The 22498-nt window shown below is 37.8% G+C and carries 20 protein-coding genes and 6 tRNA genes; 4 read left to right on the top strand and 22 right to left on the bottom strand.

Annotated features, from left to right (window positions below; genetic code table 11):
* Position 1 precedes the first annotated feature (1 nt).
* From NST93_RS15440 to NST93_RS15415, 6 genes are all read right to left on the bottom strand, one after another.
* The gene (locus NST93_RS15440) at positions 2-1522 is read right to left on the bottom strand and encodes an ATP-binding cassette domain-containing protein (RefSeq protein ID WP_405098542.1); all 1521 of its coding nucleotides are present in this window, start codon (positions 1520-1522) and stop codon (positions 2-4) included.
* A 79-nt stretch (positions 1523-1601) separates the two neighbouring features.
* Positions 1602-2726, bottom strand: a complete 1125-nt coding sequence (locus NST93_RS15435; protein ID WP_405098540.1) for a sugar ABC transporter substrate-binding protein — start codon at positions 2724-2726, stop codon at positions 1602-1604.
* A gap of 182 nt (positions 2727-2908) precedes the next feature.
* Entirely contained in the window at positions 2909-4018 is a 1110-nt protein-coding gene (gene xylF, locus NST93_RS15430) for a D-xylose ABC transporter substrate-binding protein (protein WP_405098538.1), read from the bottom strand.
* Positions 4019-4039: 21 nt separating this feature from the next.
* Complete coding sequence (locus NST93_RS15425) at positions 4040-5578, bottom strand: response regulator (protein ID WP_405098536.1); 1539 nt, start codon at positions 5576-5578, stop codon at positions 4040-4042.
* Positions 5556-7019, bottom strand: a complete 1464-nt coding sequence (locus NST93_RS15420) for a sensor histidine kinase (RefSeq protein WP_405098534.1) — start codon at positions 7017-7019, stop codon at positions 5556-5558. The genes NST93_RS15425 and NST93_RS15420 overlap by 23 nt, the downstream gene beginning before the upstream one ends.
* Positions 7019-7993 carry a sugar ABC transporter substrate-binding protein gene (locus NST93_RS15415; protein WP_405098532.1) on the bottom strand — a complete coding sequence of 325 codons (975 nt, stop codon included), beginning with the start codon at positions 7991-7993 and terminating at the stop codon, positions 7019-7021. Before NST93_RS15415 ends, NST93_RS15420 begins: the two co-directional genes overlap by 1 nt.
* 191 nt (positions 7994-8184) lie before the next feature.
* Here NST93_RS15415 and NST93_RS15410 point away from each other — a divergent pair, with 191 nt between their 5' ends.
* Complete coding sequence (locus tag NST93_RS15410; RefSeq protein WP_405098530.1) at positions 8185-8664, top strand: hypothetical protein; 480 nt, start codon at positions 8185-8187, stop codon at positions 8662-8664.
* A 49-nt stretch (positions 8665-8713) separates the two neighbouring features.
* On the opposite strand, the gene glmM is transcribed toward NST93_RS15410, so the two are convergent.
* The 5 genes from glmM to sigW form a co-directional block, all read right to left on the bottom strand.
* Positions 8714-10060 carry a phosphoglucosamine mutase gene (gene glmM, locus NST93_RS15405; RefSeq protein WP_405098528.1) on the bottom strand — a complete coding sequence of 449 codons (1347 nt, stop codon included), beginning with the start codon at positions 10058-10060 and terminating at the stop codon, positions 8714-8716.
* A 40-nt stretch (positions 10061-10100) separates the two neighbouring features.
* Positions 10101-11342, bottom strand: coding sequence for a YbbR-like domain-containing protein (locus tag NST93_RS15400; RefSeq protein WP_405098526.1), 1242 nt, complete (start codon positions 11340-11342; stop codon positions 10101-10103).
* The gene (cdaA, locus tag NST93_RS15395) at positions 11335-12153 is read right to left on the bottom strand and encodes a diadenylate cyclase CdaA (RefSeq protein ID WP_405098524.1); all 819 of its coding nucleotides are present in this window, start codon (positions 12151-12153) and stop codon (positions 11335-11337) included. The genes NST93_RS15400 and cdaA overlap by 8 nt, the downstream gene beginning before the upstream one ends.
* Before the next feature lie 263 nt (positions 12154-12416).
* On the bottom strand, positions 12417-13055 hold the full coding sequence (rsiW, locus tag NST93_RS15390) for an anti-sigma-W factor RsiW (RefSeq protein WP_405098522.1): 639 nt from the start codon (positions 13053-13055) through the stop codon (positions 12417-12419).
* 15 nt (positions 13056-13070) lie between these two features.
* Positions 13071-13634 carry an RNA polymerase sigma factor SigW gene (gene sigW, locus NST93_RS15385; RefSeq protein WP_405098520.1) on the bottom strand — a complete coding sequence of 188 codons (564 nt, stop codon included), beginning with the start codon at positions 13632-13634 and terminating at the stop codon, positions 13071-13073.
* A 187-nt stretch (positions 13635-13821) separates the two neighbouring features.
* On the opposite strand from sigW, the gene NST93_RS15380 reads away from it, so the two are divergent.
* The gene (locus NST93_RS15380) at positions 13822-13992 is read left to right on the top strand and encodes a Spo0E family sporulation regulatory protein-aspartic acid phosphatase (RefSeq protein WP_405098518.1); all 171 of its coding nucleotides are present in this window, start codon (positions 13822-13824) and stop codon (positions 13990-13992) included.
* A gap of 254 nt (positions 13993-14246) precedes the next feature.
* Here the strand turns inward: NST93_RS15380 and NST93_RS15375 are convergent, their stop codons facing one another.
* From NST93_RS15375 to NST93_RS15330, 10 genes are all read right to left on the bottom strand, one after another.
* Positions 14247-15353 (bottom strand): phosphomevalonate kinase, encoded by a 1107-nt coding sequence (locus tag NST93_RS15375; RefSeq protein ID WP_405098516.1) that lies wholly within the window; start codon positions 15351-15353, stop codon positions 14247-14249.
* 3 nt (positions 15354-15356) lie between these two features.
* Positions 15357-16334 carry a diphosphomevalonate decarboxylase gene (gene mvaD, locus NST93_RS15370; RefSeq protein ID WP_405098514.1) on the bottom strand — a complete coding sequence of 326 codons (978 nt, stop codon included), beginning with the start codon at positions 16332-16334 and terminating at the stop codon, positions 15357-15359.
* A 106-nt stretch (positions 16335-16440) separates the two neighbouring features.
* On the bottom strand, positions 16441-17403 hold the full coding sequence (gene mvk, locus NST93_RS15365) for a mevalonate kinase (RefSeq protein ID WP_405098512.1): 963 nt from the start codon (positions 17401-17403) through the stop codon (positions 16441-16443).
* Entirely contained in the window at positions 17400-18689 is a 1290-nt protein-coding gene (locus tag NST93_RS15360; RefSeq protein WP_405098510.1) for a hydroxymethylglutaryl-CoA reductase, degradative, read from the bottom strand. The genes mvk and NST93_RS15360 overlap by 4 nt, the downstream gene beginning before the upstream one ends.
* A gap of 303 nt (positions 18690-18992) precedes the next feature.
* Positions 18993-19065 (bottom strand) — tRNA-Lys (locus NST93_RS15355).
* A gap of 93 nt (positions 19066-19158) precedes the next feature.
* Positions 19159-19234: transfer RNA gene (locus NST93_RS15350), tRNA-Gln, on the bottom strand.
* Positions 19235-19245: 11 nt separating this feature from the next.
* Positions 19246-19330, bottom strand: a tRNA-Tyr gene (locus tag NST93_RS15345).
* A 49-nt stretch (positions 19331-19379) separates the two neighbouring features.
* A tRNA-Thr gene (locus NST93_RS15340) sits at positions 19380-19455 on the bottom strand.
* Between the two features lie 76 nt (positions 19456-19531).
* A tRNA-Val gene (locus NST93_RS15335) sits at positions 19532-19607 on the bottom strand.
* A gap of 85 nt (positions 19608-19692) precedes the next feature.
* A tRNA-Glu gene (locus tag NST93_RS15330) sits at positions 19693-19767 on the bottom strand.
* A gap of 313 nt (positions 19768-20080) precedes the next feature.
* On the opposite strand from NST93_RS15330, the gene fabI reads away from it, so the two are divergent.
* On the top strand, positions 20081-20857 hold the full coding sequence (fabI, locus tag NST93_RS15325) for an enoyl-ACP reductase FabI (RefSeq protein ID WP_405098508.1): 777 nt from the start codon (positions 20081-20083) through the stop codon (positions 20855-20857).
* Between the two features lie 96 nt (positions 20858-20953).
* Complete coding sequence (locus NST93_RS15320; RefSeq protein WP_405098506.1) at positions 20954-21682, top strand: TIGR02206 family membrane protein; 729 nt, start codon at positions 20954-20956, stop codon at positions 21680-21682.
* 56 nt (positions 21683-21738) lie between these two features.
* Here the strand turns inward: NST93_RS15320 and NST93_RS15315 are convergent, their stop codons facing one another.
* Positions 21739-22374, bottom strand: a complete 636-nt coding sequence (locus tag NST93_RS15315) for a LuxR C-terminal-related transcriptional regulator (RefSeq protein ID WP_405098504.1) — start codon at positions 22372-22374, stop codon at positions 21739-21741.
* Between the last annotated feature and the right edge of the window lie 124 nt (positions 22375-22498).

Here is a 22498-nt window from a genome sequence, read left to right as displayed (position 1 = left end):
CCTATTCCGTAGCAAGCTCAATAATCTTTTCTTGATTCGCTTCTTCGGATGATAATTCACCTGTAATTCTCCCCTCATTCATCACATAGATTCGGTCACTCATCCCCAACACCTCGCCTAATTCCGAAGAGATCATGATAATACTCATACCTTGTGCGATTAATTCATTCATTACGGAATAAATTTCAAATTTAGCACCTACATCAATGCCTCGCGTCGGTTCATCTAAGATTAATAATTTCGGACCTACAAATAGCCATTTCCCCAATGAAACCTTTTGTTGATTCCCTCCACTAAGATTCCCAACAAATTGCTCCAAAGAAGCTGCTTTAATTCCTAAGGACTTCTTGTAACGCTCAGCAACTTTAATTTCTTCATTTTCATTGACCATGCCATTTGCTGAAATTCCATTTAGATTGGAAACAGAGATATTGTTTTTAATGTCTTGCAGCAAAAACAATCCATCTCCCTTTCGATCTTCTGTTACATACGCAATACCAGCTTTTATTGCGTGACTTGGATGGTGCAGCTTTGCAGGCTTTCCATTTACAAATAGATCCCCTTGGAGTTTATATCCTTTGGAGTTACCAAAAATACTCAACGCTAATTCAGTACGGCCCGCTCCCATCAGCCCGGCTATTCCAATAATTTCGCCCTGGCGCACATGAATATTAACATTACTGGCAATATTTCTGCCGATTTGCGGGTCATAAGCAGTCCAGTTAGACAACTCCAATACTTTTTCTCCATAAGATTTTTTCTTTCTTTTAGGATAAATATCTTCAATCTCCCGCCCGACCATGTTTTTAATTATGGAGGTTTCTGTGATTTCTCCTTTCGAACCGTCCAATGTACAGATTGTTTCTCCGTCGCGGATTACCGTGGCCTTATCTGCAATAGCTATTACTTCTTTTAACTTATGTGAAATCATTACACAGGTAATTCCTTGTTTTTTTAACTCACGCAGCAGATCTAATAGATTTTCACTATCATCCTCATTAAGCGCTGCAGTCGGCTCATCTAAAATCAATAATTTCACATCTTTACTTAGTGCCTTCGCAATTTCAACTAGTTGCCGTTTCCCTACCCCTAAGTCCTTTATTAATGTTTCCGGGTTCACTTTAAGATTTACTTTATTAATCAGTTCCTTTGACTTCACAATCGTTTCGTTAAAGTCTAAAAATCCAGTCTGATGTACTTCATTGCCAATAAAGATATTTTCATAAACGGATAGATCCGGGAATAAAGCTAATTCTTGATAAATGATAACAATGCCGGTTTCCACACTATCACTGATTCTATGAAACTGTTGTACCTGGCCATTAAAAATAATATCTCCCTTATACATGCCATATGGGTACACCCCGCTAAGTACTTTCATCAAAGTAGACTTGCCAGCACCATTTTCACCAACTAGACAATGAATCTTGCCTTTCTCTACCTTGAAGTTAACATTGCTGAGCGCCTTGACTCCTGTAAATTCCTTCGTTATCTGTTTCATTTCCAGAATATATTCACTCATGCTCATCCTCCTTCCACAGCATGAAAGCCATTAGGAAATAGTGATAGACTTTCATCCATCACTATTGTTAAAAAACATTTTATTCTAAACCTGTAAATTCACTTTCCTCGTAATATCCCGAATCAATGAGTTCACTTTTCACATTATCTTGATCAACTACGATTACTTCTGTTTGCTTGGCAGGAACTTCTAAACTTCCATTATCATAAGTTCCTGTCGTTTCAGGTGTTTTTTCATCCAGCAAATCTACTGCCATTCCCATTGCATCTGTTACAAGTGAACGTACATCTTTAAAGACGGTCATTGATTGTTTTCCATCAATAATATATTGGATTGAAGCCTTTTCAGAGTCTTGACCAGTAATAACGTAATCAGAAATATCAGGATCACCCGCAAATACATCTGCAATCGAACGTGAAGTTCCATCATTCGGTGCTAGGATAGCAACATCACCTTTTAAATCTTTATCAGCAGCGGTCAAATTTGTTTGCGCTTTATTTTTAGCTTCATTCGGATCCCAATTTGTTGTAATTTGGCCAAGAACTTTACCTAATTCATCGCGTGTTAATTCTGTTTTTTCTTTTAGATCTTCTGCGACACTAGAATTTGCGACTAAAAATGTTCCATCCGCAATCTTAGGCTGCAATACTTTCCATGCTCCTTCAAAGAATAAAAACGCATTATTATCTGATGCTGCACCAGCATATAGATACAATGGAATGCCCGAGTCTTCACCGGCATGATCAATTAAATACTGCCCTTGTGCTTCTCCCACAGCAATGCTGTCAAACGTAACATAATAATCGACTGCATCTGTGTCTGTTATAAGACGGTCATAAGAAATCACTTTGATATCATCTCTCTTAGCTTCCTCCACGGCTGCACCTGCTGCGGCAGCATCATGCGGTGCAATAATTAAAACGTCAATCCCTTTGCTGATCAGCGTCTCAACGTTTTCCTTTTCCTTTGCTGAAGAACCTTGGCTAAATAAAATTTCTGTTGTATAATCAGAATCCTTTAAAGCATCCTGAAATCTTGATTCATCCTGTACCCATCTAGGCTCATCTTTCGTAGGAAGAACAATGCCAATATTAACACCACTCTTTTTATTATTACTTGCTCCATTGTCATCACTGCATCCAGCAGCGAGAATAGTAACGAACACCGCTATAAACAAAACAGCCGAAAATTTTACCTTCTTCATTACAAAGCCCCCTTCATATTCCTTTTATTATCTTTTACAATTAGAGTATACTAGCTCTAATCATTATTGATAACGCTTTCTTATAGCACATTCTTGTCATCATCTGCATTTTTTTAATATTCTTACATGCAGAACCAATAAAAAAACTAGGGTAAGATTACCCTAGCGGAAATATACATACATTATTTTTTTGTTGTTTGATATACCCTATCTCTAGAATGAAAACCATCGGCGATTATTGTTTCGTCGATATTCTCACTATCGACACCTATCGGAGAAAGAAGCAACGATGGTACTTCTGACTTTCCATTATTGACAATCGATTCAACCCCGACTTCTTCCCCTTTAGCCATTTTTACAGCAATTTCAGCAGCTTGGTCAGCCAGTTTCTGTATAGGCTTATACACTGTCATTGTTTGAGTGCCCTCGATAATTCGTTGAGTGGCTGCAAGATCGGCATCTTGGCCAGCAACTGGGATTTCACCAGCCAAGCCTTGTGCAGCCAAAGCATCAATCGCTTGACCCGCTGTAGCGTCATTTGCTGCGATTACAGCGTCAATATTGTTATTATTTGCTTTTAATGCCTCTTCCATATTGGCATATGCGTTCTTCGGCAGCCAATCTTCTGTCCATTGGTCATAAACAATCGTAATGTCTCCCTTTTCTATTAAAGGCTGAAGGATATTGAATACACCTTGCTTAATTAAACGCGCATTATTATCGGTCTCTGGTCCACCAATATACACGTAATTTCCTTTAGGTACTTCATTAATTATAGTTTTTGCCTGCAGTTCCCCTACCATGATGTTATCAAAAGAAATATACATATCCACTTCTGAATTACGTACTAGCCGATCATATGATATCACTTTAATGCCTGCAGAATGTGCCTTTTTGACAATCATTGCTGTTGATTCAGCATTATGTGGCACAATCACCAGTAAATCAATGCCATTTTGAATAAGTGTCTCTGCTTGTAAAATTTGTAGTGCATCATCTCCATTTGATGCAAAGATCTCTACTTCAGCACCTAGTTTTTTAACCGCTTCTTTAAATAATGCACGGTCTTTCAACCATCTTTCCTCAGCTAAAGTGTCCATCGAGAAGCCAATTTTGATTAGGTCATCCATCTTATCTCTATCTTCCTGCACCTGCTGTCTTTGTAAAGAAGCGTCTGTGTTATTCTTTTTCGTATTATCCATAGGGCCTGTGGTTTGATCGCATCCTACAATTAGCACGATCATAATAAAAAGTAACCATCCCAGCTTTAATTTACCATAAGGTGTAACCATATCCTTGTCATTCCTTTACAATCACCTTTGTCCTTGAAAAAGTTTACGAAACTCGGTTGGTGATTCACCATATATTTTTTTGAAAACCTTACTGAAATAATTGGGGTCATGATATCCTACTTCAAACGTTATTTCCTTTAGACTTTTTTTGGGATCTGCCATTAATTTTCGTGCCTTTTCAAGGCGACATTCTGTCAAATAGTTTATATAGTTTATACCTAATTGCTCTTTAAAAAGCTTACTAATGTAAATGGGACTAAGCTCAAATTTATTTGCAATTCGTCCTAGTGAGATATCTTTATGAGAATTTTCCACAATATAATATTTGATTTGCTGAATAATATCATCCTTCACCCCACTGCTGTAATCCGCGAAAGCACGCTGCATATCACTCAGTAAATGTTTCGTCTCTGTATGCAGTTGCCTATAATTCTTTATTTGAGTAGGATAAAGGGGTGTCCTTGGCTCAACTCCTATTTCACTTAATACACGGGAAGCAACCCAAAGCAGCTCTAATACACGCTGATAAGCTTCTACAAGCTTTACTTCCGAATTTTCAAATTGGCCAATAAGCCCTAATATTTCATTGGCCAGGTCCTCCCACTTCCCATTTCGAATCTGCTCAAAAAATTTGTTCTCCAGTTCTTTCGAGTTGTAGCCATTAGCCCTCATCTCATCCTTTCTTCTATCGGAATAGAAACTATATCTCACTGTGGGGGAGATAATTCTCATGGCCAATAAGGATTCTTGATAAGATTGCCGGATTCCATCAAGTGAATCACAAACATTACCTATTCCGATAAACCAGTCTGCATTTAATTCTGAATTTGAAACCTTTAGTATTTCTTGTGCAAGCTTTACAGCCTGAGAGCGAAACGTTTTTTCTTGTTCTTTAAAGACGATTAAAGGTATTTGCCGTCCATATAATACTCCAACCCATACGTTCGCTGACTGTCTAACCTTTCGTTTGATTTCTTTATATAATGACTCTGAGTTCTCTGGTAACTGGATGCTCATAACAAAGTTTTCATTGGAAATCGGTGTGTTTAGTAAACCAACCAGCTCATCGAGATGGACCTCATGAACATGGTCAAATAACAGTTGTGTCACAACGTCTGTTTCCACAATATGCAGTGCTTTTTCTAATACATTTTCCTGAAGTATCTGCCTTTCTTTGTCTTTCTTTTCTTCATTAATTTGATCCATTACCCTTCCAACAGTATGCATTATCTCACTTGCTTTGCTCGGTTTTAGCAAGTAGTCTTTTACACCTAACTTTAGAGCTGATTGGGCATAGTCAAATTCTGCATAAGCAGTGATCATGATATATTTAATATATGGATTTATTTCATTAATCTTCTCAATAACTTCAAGCCCGCTCATGCCAGGCATCTTAATATCTATTAGAATGATATCAGGGTGAAAGACAGCGGCCATCTCCAATGCTATTTTTCCATTTTTCGCCTCTTCTACCTCAACTTTTGGAAAACTCTTTGTGATAATTGACCTTAGGCCTTCCCTTACAATCTGTTCGTCATCAACTATTAAGAGTTTTTTCATTGCCTTCTGCCCCTTTATCCTTTGGTATTTTTAAAATAACCTTCGTGCCAGCCCCTAATGTACTTTCTATACCATAGACATCCTCACTATTATAAAATAGACTTAATCTTTTAATTACATTGTTTAAACCGATACCCGTAAAATGCCCCTCTGGGCTTTTTTCTTTATCCTTTAAAATTTGCTTCACTTGCTCCCCAGTCATTCCTACTCCATTATCTTCAATTTCTATCCTCATATAATCAGCACTTTCTTTTGCTCGAAACCAAATACTGCCTCCATTTTCTACAGGTTCAATCGCATGAATAATTGCATTCTCCACAATCGGTTGTAAGGTTAATCTAGGAATCCGAATCATGAGGCATGCCTCATCCACTTCACAGTAAAATTGTAATCGGTCGGTAAATCTCGCTTTTTGTATATCAATATACTGATGAAGAACGTCCACTTCTTCAAATAATGCTGTGGAATCCTCTAAATTATTAAGGTTATATCGTAAAACCCCAGCAACACTAACTAATAAGTCACTTGTTTCTTCCGCCCCATCTAAGAACGCCTTTTTTGATAAGATGTCCAGTGTATTATATAAAAAGTGCGGATTCATTTGACTTTGCAAACTGCGAAGCTGACTTTCACGCAATAGCAGCTTATTTTGCTGGAGTTCGTTTTCTAATTTTGCCTTTTGCTTTATTTCCGCTAAATAGTTATTAATATTAACTCGCATTTTTTCAAACATTTTGGCGAGAAAGGAAATCTCATCATTGGATTCAACATCTATTTTTAAATCAAAACGCCCCATTGACAATTCATGAGCTGCCTGAGTTAGCTTATGAATTGGCCTTGTAATCCTTCTCGATAACCAATTTGCCAACAACAATAAAATTACAGTAATCAATATCAATAATCGGATTCCAAACACCCTTAATTCCTCGGACTGGTCGATAATACTCCGATAGATTCGTTCATACGTTTTCAATTCGATATCAATCAGAGTAAGTGTCATTTCCGAAATATATTCCGAAATACGATTCGCTTCTGAGAACTCTCCCAAGTAATTCTCAGTTTGTGGTTGCGTCCGGGATAAAACCGATTGATTGGCCGTTTCTATCAGACTGTCAATTAAATTCTCATAATTATTCAAAGCAAAGTCGTTTTGGGAATTCCGAAACTTTGCTGCTTTGTTTTTTAATCTTTCCAGTTTACCTTGGCTGCGTGATAATTCTTCCACGTTCACCTCCGTTGGATTCATTAGATAATTATTAAGCGCTGTCACAATTTGTTGGCTTTCAGTGGTTACCTCATTCAACAATAAATATCTTTCTAAAATATGATTATATTGTTCTTGTGTTTTTTGATTATAGTAAGTAAAAGTAAACCAAATCACCATAACAATGAGCAGTAAAGTAATAACTAATGTTAATATTTTATTCTGTATACTATTCATCATCGGTCCTCTGCCTTAATAATCCGGATATCTGTTTGATATCCAAATAAATCAAGTGGAACTTTTTCATTATTCATCCACTCCAATAGCACCTTTACACTCATTTCTCCCATTTCTGCGGGTGACTGTTCGATTATCCCATCTACCTTTCTTTGATTTAATAATGAAGTTAACTCTTCATTATCATCAAATGAATAGATATAATACGGCTCAATTTGCGAGCGGCTTTCAATCTCATGAATCATTCCCGCAAGAATCTCTGCCTTGATAGCAATAATTCCATTTATATCAGGATGACGGTTTAATAAATCCTTTGTCATCGCGATAACCTTCTCTCGTGCTTGGGATGTATCTTCCTCCAGCACTTCAATTTGAGGGTATTCTTTCAATACATCCTTTATACCTTCCCTGCGCTGCTCTTGAAAATACTGGGGTGCAGCATCCATCAGGATTGCAACCTTTCCGTTTTCCCCCATATCTTCCACTAACTGTTTTCCTATCATTTTTCCAGCTAAGTATTGATCTGAACCTACGTAAGTCTTTCTGAGGCTTTTCTCAATAGGAACATCGTTCGCGACTGTTATAATTGGAATTCCATATGAAGCCGCTTTAATATTAGTCAATTCTTTAAACGCATCCGTATCTAATCCCTGCACAATAATTCCATCCACTTGAGAGTAGATAGCGATTTCAATCTTCTTTAGAAAATCTTCTTGATTATTGCCGTAACTCCCCCAAACTTCCAAGCTGGCAGCATTCTTTTCTGCTTCATCAATCGCGCTTTTTGCCACCTTATCCCAAAAAGGTGTTTCCAGCTCCTGAGTAATCAGAACAAATTGATAATTTGAAGCAGCTTGTTCCGAAGAATTAGGCAGCTCCCAATTCAGGGAAAGAATCTTGCTCCCAGATATAAAAGTAAAATATAGAAGAACAACACAAACAACAATTAAAAACATAATTATTACTTTTCGCAAGGTACAGACCATCCTTTCAGGAAAACCTATAATCAGTTTACTATAATTATAGGAATATGGAATCAATATACCAGTCAAAAAGCCCCAATAGAAAAATAAAAGATTCTTATTAATGTATCCAGTTCCTTCTTTGGAGAGTTTTAAAGTCTCTTAAAACGGAAAGATATATTATTAGAAATGGAGCTGAGAAGATGTTCGAATGGAGTGACTTTATTACTGCTTTTTGGGCATTTTTTGTTTTACTGCCTTTAGTTGCATTGATTCACCAAGTGGGGCATTATTTAATGGCTCGATTATTCGGGGGAAGATCAGAAATCATCTTGGGCAGAGGAAAGTTATTATTTAAAGTTGGCACCATTAAAGTAAATCGTTTTTACTTTTTGGATTCCTTTTGTCATTATGAATCGCTCAAGGTAAATAATCGCTTCAGTCATATCCTTGTACATGGGGGCGGTGTTTTATTAAATTTATTATCACTTATTTTAATAAACACGTTGATTATTGTTAACATCCTGCCAGAAACTCAATTATTTTACCAATTTGGTTATTTTACTATCTATTATATGTTCTTTTCTATTTTTCCTGTTCAATACTCAAAAGAACATGCCAGTGATGGAAAACAAATGATAAACATCTTTCGCAGATACTCTCCGTCTAACAATTTAGATTAAGAATGTTTATAAAAAACTGCCTTCTTCAAAGAAAAGGCAGTTTTAAATATTACTCTTGTAAGCCAAGCACATCTTTAATTACTTGCACGACACGATCTACATATTTATTGCATTGTTCTTCTGTCGGTGCTTCGACCATTACCCGCACAAGCGGTTCCGTTCCAGAAGGTCTTACAAGTACACGTCCTTCATCTCCAAGTTCACCTTCAACAGCTTCAATTTCTTTTAGGATTATTGGATTTGTCAACGCCTCATTTTTATCAATTACTTTTACATTTTTTAATACTTGCGGGAATACTTTCATTTCACCAGCAAGCTCTGATAAGGTTTTCCCAGTTTCCTTCATCACATTTACAAGTTGCAGTCCAGATAATAATCCATCACCTGTCGTAATAAAGTCTAAGAAAATAATATGTCCAGACTGTTCTCCACCAAGATTATATCCGCCATTTCGCATTTCTTCCATAACATAGCGATCACCTACGGCTGTTTTATCACTGCGCATGCCATTCTCCTCCAGCGCTTTGTAAAACCCGATATTACTCATAACGGTAGACACAATCGTATCATGGCGAAGGCCGCCTTTGCCTTTCATGTACTTGCCACAAATATACATAATTTGGTCACCATCAATGATATTGCCTTTTTCATCAACAGCAATCAAACGATCGCCATCTCCATCAAATGCAAGTCCAATATCAGCACCCTTCTCAAGTACAAATTCTTGTAATGTTTCAGGGTGTGTTGAGCCAAATCCATTATTTATATTTAAACCATTTGGCGAAGAGCCAATTGAATATATATCTGCTTCAAGGTCTGCAAATAAATGTGTAGCAAGGCTTGATGTTGCACCATGTGCACAATCAAGTGCAATTGTTACCCCTTCGAAATCATTGTCAATTGTATCTTTAAGGAATGACAGATACTTTTGACCGCCTTCAAAGTAGTCATTTACCGTACCTACTTCTGCACCAACTGGTCGTGGAAGATTGTCCTCCTGCTCCATAAGTGCTTCAATTTCAGCTTCTTGTTCATCTGTTAGCTTAAACCCGTCTGGGCCGAAAAATTTAATTCCATTATCTTCAACTGGATTGTGTGAAGCAGAAATCATAATACCTGCATCTGCACTCATTGATTTAGTTAAATAGGCTACTCCTGGTGTAGAGATGACACCAAGGCGCATGACTTCAGCTCCAATGGAAAGCAATCCCGCAAGCAAGGCTCCCTCCAGCATATGACCAGAAATTCGTGTATCTCTGCCAATAATCACTTTAGGTTTTTCAGCTTCTTTAGTTAAAACATAACCACCCGCACGGCCTAATTTAAATGCGAGCTCAGGTGTAAGACTTTCATTCGCTACTCCCCTTACACCATCTGTTCCAAAATACTTTTTCATTCATACCTCTCCTTTTGTTTAACCATCAGAAAATCAGAATCTACTCTGCTTGAGGTTCTTCAATCGTAACCGTCACTTCATCAAATTCAGCATTCACTGTAACGTCATCCAGCTTATCCCAATTAATAGAGATTGGAATGGAATGTTCACCTGGCTCTAAATTTGCCAAATCTACGGATATTTGAAAATCATCTTTATTTAATTCGCTAATTAACGATTGATTTCCTGTAACCGTGAGTTCCATTTCCCCGCTATCTGGTGTTAAAAAGGTAACTTCCTGTCCCTCTGCTAAGCCTTCTTCTTCAATAGCCATTGCTTCAATTGTCCTTGTTTCCTCAACTTGTACAGTTACTTCAATTGTTTCCACTTCTTCAGTAATTACACCCTCAGGGAGTGCAAGTCCAACCTCAATCGTACCTGACTCTGTTATTTCAGATAAATCAATTGGTTCAGTAGATATCGACTCAATTCCATTAAGCACTTCACTTATAGCGAAAATTTCCACCTCATCTAGGTTAGCAGAGGTCGCAAGTAAAGAAAAGCCCTCCGGTAATTCTCCATTTGTGTCTATCGATATCGGAACAGTTTTACTCGGGTTTAAAATTTCTGCTGAAATCACAACCGTTTCCCGGTCCATGCGGACATTTAATTCATTCCCTTGACTGTCATAAACATTAATCGGCACCTCGCGATTTCTTATCGCGCTGTCCAACCCTTCGACATCGACATATACTCTCACTACTCCGATTTGTTCCATTAAGCTTCGAGAAGTAGTAATCATTACAGTGGATTGGTTTAATTCATAGTCGCCAACCTCATAACCTGCAGGGAGCTTATCTGTATTCAGGAAATCTACTGTGATTGGAAATTCCTCACTAGCCCTTTCCTCAATTGAAATATTAATTGTTTTTGGTTCGATATAAACACTGATATTTCCAGTAATATTATGTTCCAGTTCAACAGTATGTTCTCCTTCTTCTAACCCATTAAGATCGACAAAAACAGAAAAGCTGCGGTTAGAAATCATCGGCATGAGAAGTGCTGGTGACCCCTCAAGTGACACTGTTGCAAACTCAGGAACTCCACTTACAACATAATTATCAGAATCAATCTTAATGTCCACGGGAACATCCTCTAATGTTTGAATCTGACTATTTCTTCCTGGAATTGAAGACTCGGATTGCGTCGAATTAGATTCGACATTTACGAAAATAAACAACGTAATTGCAAAAGCAAGTGCTAAAACTCGAATAAACCATTTGCTTTGAAACCAATTATCCATTTTTATTCCCCCTCCACTTTATTGCCTTTTTCTCAGTGGTTTCTGGGTTCAAGGATAGATGCTCTCTTAATAATTCAATTAACGCTTCTTCCTCCAAATCACGATACAACTCGCCATTTAATGTGCAGGAAACTGCTCCTGTCTCTTCAGAAACGACAATCGTTAGGGCATCTGTTACTTCACTAATTCCCATTGCTGCTCTATGCCTCGTTCCAAGCTCTTTCGAAATAAATGGACTTTCCGACAATGGAAGATAGCAGGCTGCAGCTATAATTTCACCTTTTTTAAGGATAACAGCTCCATCGTGAAGTGGTGTGTTGGGTGTGAAAATATTCGTCAGAAGCTGGTGTGTCAGCTTTCCATTAATCGGTATTCCTGTTTCTGCATAATCGCCAATCCCAGTCTCTTTTTCAATTGTAATCAAGGCACCTATCCGCCTTTTAGCCATATAGTTGCAAGAATTGATGATTGCCTCAATATGATGTTCGACTGTTTCCCTCGATTTTGCATTTCTGGAGAAGAGACTGCCTCTCCCAAGCTGTTCCAATGCCCTTCTAAGCTCTGGCTGGAATAAAATAATGATGACGATAATACCCCATTCGATAAACTGGTTCGTAAAAAAACGAACTGTCTGCAGGTTGAAAGCAATACTTAAAAGCCAGATGACCAAAATAACTGCTATACCTTTAAGCAATTGAACTGCCTTCGTGCCTCGTATAAGCATCATTAATTTATACAAAACATACCAGATGAGAGCTATGTCTACAGTTATTCTAAGTATATTAAGCAGGTCGAATCCCCCATCGAGCATGATTACACGTCCTTTAACAATAAAATAACAATACATCTATTGATTAAAACTAATAATTTTCAGAATATTATATTATACATTAAGTTAATTATAGATAATAATATTTATTATAACATAAATGTGAGAATTCATGTGTAGTTTAAAGAAGGCAACATGTAACGTATTTATTAATAGCAAAACAGGGTATATGAACTGTTTATTTCACAATAGAAACAGCAAAAAGAAAAGCCTAGATGTCATTCATAACATCTAGGCTGCAGCTTCTACTCAAAAGAGAATATATTCTTCGTAAAGCTCTTTAACTTATACCAAACCCACTCAAACATTCTATCTACATTTTCAAACTCACCGTTAACTTCACCGACAGAAGCCATCAGTCCTCCACTGTCGAGTGGACTGTCTTCGAGCAACTTGCCATTTACTAATGTAACATCACCATCGACGGTTCCATAAATAATCAAATTGCCGTTTTTTACAAGTAAATCACCTTCAACTACTTCACCTTCGGGGACAATCACGGTATCCCCTTCAATAATCAGATTATCCTGCTTGGAAACAACAAGTTGATTATCTTGATTCCAAGTAGTAAATACCCCTGTAAACATAAGAATGAAAAAAATCGCTGCGGCAGTCAGCATTGGATGCATCTTGAACCAGCGTAAGTATTTCACTCTTTTTCTCTCTGTTGGAAGGTTTTTCATTACATTAGCAGTAAAATCTACAGGCGCTTCAAACCGCTCTGTGCTCTGAATTAATGTAATCGTTCTTTTTAACTCATGAAAATGCTGCTGGCATTCTTCACAATCCTCTAAATGCCTTTGAAGCTGTGTTTCTTCTTCTTTTATTAAGTCACCATCTAAATATTTATGCATTAATTGAACTGCTTCTGGATTGCATTTCAAGGGTACCACACTCCTTTACACATGACGAAGCCTTTTACGTAAAGCTTCCCTTCCTCGATGAATTCGAGTTTTCACCGTACCAAGCGGAATATCTAAGATATCACTGATCTCTTGAAGGGAAAATTCTTCTAAATACCGCAGCATAATAATACTTCGGTACTTCGGCGGAAGCTGCGATATCTCCCGATGGATATAGCTTTGTAATTCATTGCTCTCCACTTCCTCAACAGGAGAGATATCTTCACTTTGCAGCTGTGAATACATATCTAACCCTTCTGTCCCTCTAACCTCAGCATCTAAAAAGTAATCCGGTTTTCGCTTTCGCAATCGATCGATAGAAAGATTCGTCGCGATACGATAGAGCCAGGTCGAGAACTTGCGATTCTCATCAAAGGAATGAATATTCACATATGCCCTTATAAAAGCTTCTTGAGCCATATCCTCTGCCTCATGTGCATTACCAAGCATTCTGTAACAATGCTGGTATATCTTATTTTGATAAAATGAGACCAACTCTTCAAAAGCTGACTGATCCCCTTTTTTGACTAATTTTACTTTCTCTCTAATCATCTGATCCATACATTTACCTCCGCTTTACGATGCGGTACTTAAGTTACGAGTTAACACTTCGAAAGGTTTCATTTTTTCTTGAATATAATTAATCTTTATTTCACAATGCGTTTTTTTCACAAAGGTGACACAAGTTTATTCTTGCAATTGATTGGGTATTTTCTTACTATAGTATACTAGATAGGAGGAAGCTTTTGTGAGTAAATTAATTTTATTAGAAAAAATTGAAACCTGCCGTCAAGAAATGATCTCTCTGAGTGGTAGCCATTCACTCACTTCTGAGGCTGTTATAGAATCTAGTATGAAATTGGACGAGCTAATTAATATCTATCAAAACTACGATAAATACGAACTTGCTTCTAGCTGAACAATCACATCTCTGTTTTCACCTATAATTGCCATTTAAAAGGGCCGGATAATTCATTTTAAAATTCCGATAGCTTTCTTTTTAAACGGGCACAATCAGAATTCCAATTTTAAATAGTCTCAGATCTAGTTATCAAAAGATTATTTGTATATAACTTCAAAATTTTAAACTTCTTTAATCTAGATAACCAAAAAGACATAAATTCTCTTAATTTATGTCTTTTTTCATTGTTGCAAGATTACTTAAAGTACAGTTTATAAGTGTACAGCTCCTTCTGGATGGGATTTAATGGCGAGTGGTTTAATTCCCGCCCGTTCCCATTCATGGAAGAGCTTGTCTGCCTGTTCCTTTGTTGGCATAAACGCAATCCCGCAATCACCACCACCTGCCCCAGATGGCTTGCCGGCACCGCCTAACTTCTCAGCTAAATCACTTAATGCAGTAAGCAGCTCTGTTTCTATAGAGATATTAGCCTGCCTGCCAATTTCAGACAAAGCCAGACGATTCTCCTTCACTCCAGAGAACAATAAGGAAAGGTCTTCCTCTTCCATGCCTGTTAGTAACTCATGTACTGCCTTTTCGCTGCTTTGAAGAAACTTCTTAAAGCCATGTGGATTTTTGTCTTTCTGCTTTAGTATAATATCGACAAGTTTCGCCGTAGAAGCGGGTTTTCCTGTCCAGCCAACACAGAAATGAACTGTATCTGGAAGTTTAATTGGCTTCAAATCTAAATAAGTCCATTTCTTTAAAATTAATTCACTAATAGAACTTGCTTTTTCATACTCCTCTATTAACCAGTCTGCTTGAAAAGATGAATATTTAAGAATACCACCATAAACGGAGGCCGCTACATCTGCCCCGGAACCACTTCCCTGTGTTATCGCATGAGCAAGTGCAGCCAGTTTGAAAATGATATCCTTTTCCATTTTCCCATCGGAAAAATGAGCCATAATTGCTGAAACAACCGCTGAAACAACTGCCGCGCTTGATCCCAGTCCATACTTAATACCTGATTCATCATCCAGTTCACTATGTATCGAAAGTTCAAACGCATCAATAGCTGTGCCTTGCTCTTCTAAATATGTACACGTAAATTCCATTGCTTTTCGGACAAAGGAAAGTCGGTTATCCTCTGATCCAATTGTTATTTCCCCTTGGTTATAATTCCATTGGAGTGCATCCAGCCCAAAATCTTCTAATGTAAGCTTTCCAGTTTCAGCATCAGCAATAGTCGCATATACAAAACGGTCAACAGCTGTAACGGCAAGATGCTGATTCGGCACTAATACAGCGAACTCGCCTGCAACCATCAGCTTTCCTGGTACTTTTATCGTCATTTTATTTATTGGCAATATTTTCATCCCCTATAGATAGGTTACTCCTGGACCGGGCTTACTTAATATGACATCTGTTACTCCTGGTATTTCTCGTAAAATTTTCTCGACTGCCTTTTCATGCTCTGGTAAATAGAGCACCTTCACATTTGGGCCCGCATCAATTGTAAAATATGCAGGAATCCCCTGTTCACGCATTTCCTGAACCTGATGCATCACTCGAACGGTTGCATCCAGCCAGTAAGTAAATGGCGGTTTTGCTCCTAACGATGTAGCATGCATTTTTAAGCAATTCGCTTCTGCAATTTCACCAACTCTTGTAAAATCCTTCGCTTGGATTGCTTTCTTAATTCCGTCGAGGTCAGCTGGTATGCTTTGTAGCCACCCATCATAAAATGGTGATGTTTCTACCGTTCTTCTCATTCCCTCTCGGCTGGATATTTTCTTCATCTTCGAGGATAAAACTACCGCAGCCATACGAATGTCCCAATGTTCTTGGGGTGCTATTGGAATTGCATAGGAGTCCGAGCCGTCTTCTTCCTTGCCCATTTCCCATTGGGCAAACCCGCCATAAATTGAGCGGCTTGAAGAACCAGAACCCTGACGCGTGAGACGTGACAGCTCCGCATCTGTTAACTCCAAACCAATTGCCTTTGTACTGGCAGCAGCAAGAGCAGCAAATCCGGAAGCTGATGAAGCTAATCCAGCAGCGGTAGGAACCTGGTTCATCGACTTCACATTAGCATATAATTGCTCTTTGCCAGCAAGACGGCGAACTAAGTCGAGAAATGTCGTCACCCGTCTAAATATCTCACCCGTTTCAGGTGTATCATTTAATGTAAACATATCTTCTGTAAGGTTCTCTTGAAAGTCTACAGTTGTTGTAGTATAAAAACCATCCAATGTCAGAGAAAGACTGCTGTTTGTTGGTAAAATGAGCTGTTCATTGCGCTTTCCCCAATATTTTATCAAGGCAATATTTGTATGTGCTTTTGCTGTAGCTTTCATAATAATCCCCTTTATATAAATAGTATTAATTAAATATAATATATATCCATAATAAAGTAACCAAATATCAATGATAAACTTGGTATCTGGTTACTCTTCATTCATATTAATCTTGTTTTTTCAAAACAAACGGCCAAACAGATTGTGCACCGAATTTTTTCAATTTTTCTGCCAGCTGCTTAGAATGCACTTCGTTTTGGGCCAGAGCAATAATACATCCGCCATTACCGCCACCAGTAAGCTTAGCACCGAGCGCGCCCTCACTTCTGGCAAATTGGATGAGGCGATTTAATACTGCATCACTAACACCTAGAAATTCAAGTTCCTTTTGCGCTTCGTTTAACAGCTGTCCAAGAAAATGTTTGCTCGCTTTTTCCAAAGCACCCTTCGCATCATGAGTCAGTTGTCCAATTCGATCTATCTTTCGCTGGATTTTTCTTGGAGCCTTTTTCAATAAGCTCGTAACAGAGGCTACCGCGGATTTTGTATCTGCATCTTGTCCGGAATCTGCCACAATAAAGTGAAAGTCTTCCTGAATTTCAATTTTTGTGATTGGCTGATTCTTTTCAAACCAAATTGGAGTATCAGCTGTGATTGTTAATGTATCAATTCCGCTTGGCGATCCATGGGCATACGTTTCGGCAATATTCGCCAATTGCAGCAATTCTTCTTCTGTGCATTCGCGATCCGCATAATTAAATAACGAGCGAATAACAGAAATAGCAACAGATGCACTAGAACCAAGTCCTTTGCCAGGAGGTATTGATGAATTAATGCGAATAACTAAATCTTGAGCAGGTATCTCCAGATAATCCAGTGTGCCTTTAATACAGTTCGCAATACCATGTAATGATTTCGGAGCTAAATGGAGCGGTCCATAGTAGAAAGCACTATCGAGTTTAACCGCGCCTGGTACATATTCAATCATGGTTTCAACACCAATTAAAGGAAATGGAATTGCAATTGCCGGCTGTCCGTGTACAACCGCATGCTCTCCAATTAATATTAACTTACTATGAGCTATGCCAATAGCTGTTTTCTCTGAAGTTGATACTTTTTCTGCACTCATATTTTTATTTTTTCCACCAATTCTTTAGCTTTTCCAACACGGATATCTTTTAATTTAACCAATTCTTCTGCAATGATATCAATCATCTCCCCTGTAGCACCTGCTGCTATAGCAACAGAGCGAGAATGTAAGCTCATATGTCCCTTCTGAATACCGTCTGTTGCCAATGCCTTTAGAGCACCTAAATTCTGAGCAAGACCAACAGAAACGATCACCTGAGCTAATTCCTTAGCAGATTTGACATCTAAGAGCTGTAACGCATGTTTTGCCATTGGATGTACACGAGTGGCGCCTCCCACCGTTCCAATTGACATTGGGAGTTCAATCTCTCCCACAAGATTTCCTTCTAAATCCTTTGACCAAGTTGTCATCGAGCCATACTTGCCGTCCTTAACGGCATACGCATGGGCACCCGCTTCTACTGCACGCCAATCATTTCCAGTTGCGATTACTACTGGATCAATTCCATTCATAATACCTTTATTATGTGTAACCGCCCGATAAGGATCCGATGCAGCAAATTCATAGGCGTGAATGACTCCATCACGTACTTCTTCACCTGAGAAATCCCCTGTTGTTAATAAATGTGGCGGAATTACACAACGTGCACGTGCAAGGCTTCGATCAGCAAGATTCGATAAAATTCGCAAATAAACTTTACCTTCAGTAATTTCTTCTATTAATGGTGCAATTGATTCGGCCATTGTATTTATCAAGTTTGCCCCCATTGCATCTACAGTATTTACATATAGATGAACAACGAGCATTGTGCTGTATTTAGAGTCAGCTTCTTCATTTAAAATTCGCACATCTAAATCTTCTGCACCGCCACCACGCGCTACAATACTTGGGAAAGCATCATTTGCCGCCTGAATCAGTGCTTGTTTTTGTTTTAAAATTTGAGCTTTTGCTTTATAAAAGTCCTGACAGCCAATGACTTGAATTTGTCCAATCATTACCCGTTCTGATGAATCTGCAGTAAAGCCGCCAGCATCGCGAACAATCTTCGCAATATGGCTCGCAGACGCGACAACAGAAGCCTCTTCTATCACCATTGGTACTATATATTCTTTCCCATTAATGAGGAAATTCAACCCCAAACCTAATGGCAATTGAAAAGTGCCAACAACATTTTCTATCATCTTGTCAGCAGTGTCCACAGTTAAAGGTGCATTCGAATTTATTTCTTCGAGTTCTTCCTCTGTAAATGGATACATTTCCTTAATTATTCTTTTTCTTTCATCAACTGTCTTTTTATAAAATCCCGAGATTCTGGACGACTTCATCGTAGATCATCCTTTATATACAATTATAAGTAATCTAGTTTCTTTATTATCAGGTTCTAAAACCTGCTTTACAACCAAACAGCCAGTTACACTGCGATAAACTTTCTCAACCTAGATTATAACATGTTATGCCATATTTTTTATAGGAACAGCTACTATTTTTTATATCCATATGAGTTTTTATTAAAATTCTGTATCTATTATGTTAAAATTCATTATAAATTGCAAATAAACAAGGCCACAAATGAACAGCCTTGTTTATTTTTTGCAAGTTATGAAATTCAATTCAAATTCTTTTTCGTATGAGCCATACAGGATTCGAACCTGTGACCCTCTGATTAAAAGTCAGATGCTCTACCGACTGAGCTAATGGCTCTCATTACACACTGATGTTCATTTGTTCACAAACAGTAACCGAATGAAATGTTATGTAACTTATTCCCATATTCCTTGTTTTTAAAACAAAAAATGGCTGGGCTACCAGGATTCGAACCTGGGGAATGACGGGACCAAAACCCGTTGCCTTACCGCTTGGCTATAGCCCAACAAAATTAAATGGTGGAGGGGGGCAGATTCGAACTGCCGAACCCTGAGGGAGCGGATTTACAGTCCGCCGCGTTTAGCCACTTCGCTACCCCTCCGAATGTATTATTTACAAATCACTTTGTAATATACAAAATAAATTTAAAGTGGTGCCGGCCAGAGGACTTGAACCCCCAACCTACTGATTACAAGTCAGTTGCTCTACCAATTGAGCTAGGCCGGCATTATAATAAGTTGTTCTGGTTAGTTTTCTTGAACTAGCTGTTCGTTAGCTCGTCGTGTTGCATATTTGTTCGAAATGGTGGAGGATGCAGGGCTCGAACCTGCGACCCCCTGCTTGTAAGGCAGGTGCTCTCCCAGCTGAGCTAATCCTCCTTCACTGGTAATATGTATTTTTCAATTAACTCATTGAAAATAAAAAAGCCTTCCTGAGAAGTAAGTTATTTCCAAGTAGTAATAATGGTGACCCGTACGGGATTCGAACCCGTGTTACCGCCGTGAAAGGGCGGTGTCTTAACCGCTTGACCAACGGGCCTCTGGATAACATGTTATAATCTATGATTTCCGAATCACAAACTAACGAATTTCATTATATCGAGTTATTTCGACTTTGTAAAGGGAAATTATTACTTTATTTTATATTTCTTTTAACTCTTCTCGGTAAAGATTAGGAATCCCTTGATACAACAATGCCTTTTAACTGTTTTCAGAATTATTTTTCTTCAAATTACTCCCATTTAATAATTGAATTTCCTGCTTTTCTTATAAAAACCTTTAAATAGAATATTGGTTCTCTAATCCAAAAACATGGGTTATAATAGATAAAACTGTTTATTTGGAGGTATACCATGTCAGGTTTATTAGAAGGAAAAAATATTGTAGTAATGGGAGTTGCGAATGAAAGAAGTATTGCTTGGGGAATTACAAAGTCCTTGCATCATGCTGGAGCAAATCTAATTTTCACAAATAGACAAGAAAGATCATATAAAAAATTAGTAAAGCTTTTAGAAGAGAATGATATCCCTGCTAAATTAATCGTATCACTCGATGTTTCAAGTGACGATAGTATTAAAGATGCTTTTAATGAAATGAAAGAAAAAGTCGGCGTCATTCATGGTCTTGTACACTCCGTTGCCTTCGCGAAACGCGAAGAATTAAAAGGTGACTATGCGGATACTTCACGGGACGGTTTCTTGCTTGCCCAAGAAATTAGTGCGTATTCACTCGTTACAGTTACAAAAGCTGCGAAAGAATTAATGACGGAAGGCGGCAGTATTGTAACCCAAACATATCTCGGCGCAGAGCGTGTCATTCCTAACTACAACGTTATGGGGGTTGCTAAAGCTTCACTTGAAGCAAGTGTGCGCTACTTAGCTGAAGATGTTGGTAAGCATAACATTCGCGTAAACGCAGTATCGGCTGGACCAATTCGGACATTATCTGCTAAAGGAGTTTCAGGCTTCAATGAAAAGGCAAATGTTATTGTTGAAAAAGCTCCACTCCGACGTAATGTGGATCAAGACCAGGTTGGAGATGCAACATTATTCTTCTTAAGTGAACTTTCTAGAGGAGTTACTGGCGAAGTACTTCATGTTGATTCGGGCTTCCATATCATTGGCAGTTAATTAACTTAAAAGACGCTCTCTTTATACAATAATTGTGTAGAAAGAGCGTCTTTTTCCTTATGTATGAAAACAACCTGATTATAAGGAGTTGAGCAAATGAAGGAATGGTTTATGACCAAAAATGGTGAACCGTTTAGTAATTTTGGAACGAGCCATCTTATCATGCTATCGCTCTTTTTCATAAGTGTTTTCTTCATTCTTTATTTTAGCAATGAAATTTGGTCAAATAATAAGTTTATTCAAACATTGCGCTGGCTGCTCTTTATTCTATTAATTAGTTCGGAACTGACTTATCAAAGCTGGACTGCAGTACATGGAATTTGGAAAGATAGTCTCCCATTCCATTTATGCGGAATCGCCAGTTTAACTGGTGCATTAGCTTTATTAACATTAAATAAAAAGTTAATTGCAATCACATTCTTTATTGGATTAATTCCGGCCTTTGCAGCCATGATCACACCAGAACTGCCTTATGATTTTCCCAATTTCAGGTTTTTTAAGTTTTTCATCCATCATATGGCAATTTCCTTAACAAGTATCTTCTTAGCAACCATGAAACCTTATACAATTACTGTTAAATCAATGCTTTGGACATACTTATATTTAGTCTTGTATGCTCTCATTATTGGTTTTTTCATCAATCCTTGGCTTGAAGCGAACTATCTTTATTTATCAGATACACCAACAACCAATTCTCCATTGGATCTACTTGGTGATGGATTTTGGTACCCTATCAACCTTGGAATGCTTGGTATTATCGTGTTCTCTATCCAATATTTATGCTTTTACTCGCTAAGAAAAAGAAAAGCGACAACAATAAGATAGCATAGAGTCTATTAGGGGCAGCATTTTTGAAGCAGATGCTGCCTACTATTAAATAACTAGAGATAAAACCACCTTTCATGCAATGCAAGCAAAACTGCATTTGTGCGGTCCTTTACTCCTAACTTCGCAAGGATAGAAGTAATGTGGTTTTTTACCGTTTTATCCGATATGCTTAAATTGACTGCAATTTCTTCATTTTGATAACCCTTAATCAGTTCACCCAGAACTTCCCATTCTCTTCTTGTTAATAAATCGATTGGGCGATTCACTTCCTTGTAAAATAGCTGTTTATAATTTTCATATAGTTTAGCAGCCACACGCGGATGAACGTAAGTTATATCGTTCAGCATATATTTAATACCATCAGCAATCTCATGGACATCCATATTTACACTAAAAAACCCCATAAGCGAGAATCGCATATAATCATCGATTTCAGCTATTTCCGATTCAGGAAGTATAACGGCAATTTTTGTATTGGAATATCTGTAATTGCGGATTACCTCCCTTAAGGAAATATGCGCTTCCAAATCAAGAACAATTAAGTCACTGGATTCGTTTGATTGAAATAGATCATCAATAAAAGCATTCTTATAATGAATTACTTTGTGCTCTGGCAGCATTTCGCTGACCATATCAACTATCGAGGTTTTATGCACCTCTGTTCCCATTACAAATGAAATAATACCCATTTTTTGCCACTCCTAAGATAAATATATATTATTTACAATATATTTAGTTACTAATACCTATTATTATCAGGATGAATCATTTACATACTTGATTAAACAAGGTTCTTAATTTCACCACTAAAAA

Origin of the sequence: Oceanobacillus sp. FSL H7-0719, assembly GCF_045040795.1 — a bacterium.
Taxonomy (GTDB): domain Bacteria; phylum Bacillota; class Bacilli; order Bacillales; family Amphibacillaceae; genus Oceanobacillus.
This window is presented reverse-complemented; position numbering and strand designations above follow the sequence as displayed.

Excerpts from the sequence above, each read along its gene's own strand:
- NST93_RS15440 (WP_405098542.1), bottom strand. The coding sequence starts at position 1,522 with ATGAGTGAATATATTCTGGAAATGAAACAGATAACGAAGGAATTTACA.
- NST93_RS15435 (WP_405098540.1), bottom strand. The coding sequence starts at position 2,726 with ATGAAGAAGGTAAAATTTTCGGCTGTTTTGTTTATAGCGGTGTTCGTT.
- xylF (WP_405098538.1), bottom strand. The coding sequence starts at position 4,018 with ATGGTTACACCTTATGGTAAATTAAAGCTGGGATGGTTACTTTTTATT.
- NST93_RS15425 (WP_405098536.1), bottom strand. The coding sequence starts at position 5,578 with ATGAAAAAACTCTTAATAGTTGATGACGAACAGATTGTAAGGGAAGGC.
- NST93_RS15420 (WP_405098534.1), bottom strand. The coding sequence starts at position 7,019 with ATGAATAGTATACAGAATAAAATATTAACATTAGTTATTACTTTACTG.
- NST93_RS15410 (WP_405098530.1), top strand. The coding sequence starts at position 8,185 with ATGTTCGAATGGAGTGACTTTATTACTGCTTTTTGGGCATTTTTTGTT.
- glmM (WP_405098528.1), bottom strand. The coding sequence starts at position 10,060 with ATGAAAAAGTATTTTGGAACAGATGGTGTAAGGGGAGTAGCGAATGAA.
- NST93_RS15400 (WP_405098526.1), bottom strand. The coding sequence starts at position 11,342 with ATGGATAATTGGTTTCAAAGCAAATGGTTTATTCGAGTTTTAGCACTT.
- cdaA (WP_405098524.1), bottom strand. The coding sequence starts at position 12,153 with ATGCTCGATGGGGGATTCGACCTGCTTAATATACTTAGAATAACTGTA.
- sigW (WP_405098520.1), bottom strand. The coding sequence starts at position 13,634 with ATGGATCAGATGATTAGAGAGAAAGTAAAATTAGTCAAAAAAGGGGAT.
- NST93_RS15375 (WP_405098516.1), bottom strand. The coding sequence starts at position 15,353 with ATGAAAATATTGCCAATAAATAAAATGACGATAAAAGTACCAGGAAAG.
- mvaD (WP_405098514.1), bottom strand. The coding sequence starts at position 16,334 with ATGAAAGCTACAGCAAAAGCACATACAAATATTGCCTTGATAAAATAT.
- mvk (WP_405098512.1), bottom strand. The coding sequence starts at position 17,403 with ATGAGTGCAGAAAAAGTATCAACTTCAGAGAAAACAGCTATTGGCATA.
- NST93_RS15360 (WP_405098510.1), bottom strand. The coding sequence starts at position 18,689 with ATGAAGTCGTCCAGAATCTCGGGATTTTATAAAAAGACAGTTGATGAA.
- fabI (WP_405098508.1), top strand. The coding sequence starts at position 20,081 with ATGTCAGGTTTATTAGAAGGAAAAAATATTGTAGTAATGGGAGTTGCG.
- NST93_RS15320 (WP_405098506.1), top strand. The coding sequence starts at position 20,954 with ATGAAGGAATGGTTTATGACCAAAAATGGTGAACCGTTTAGTAATTTT.
- NST93_RS15315 (WP_405098504.1), bottom strand. The coding sequence starts at position 22,374 with ATGGGTATTATTTCATTTGTAATGGGAACAGAGGTGCATAAAACCTCG.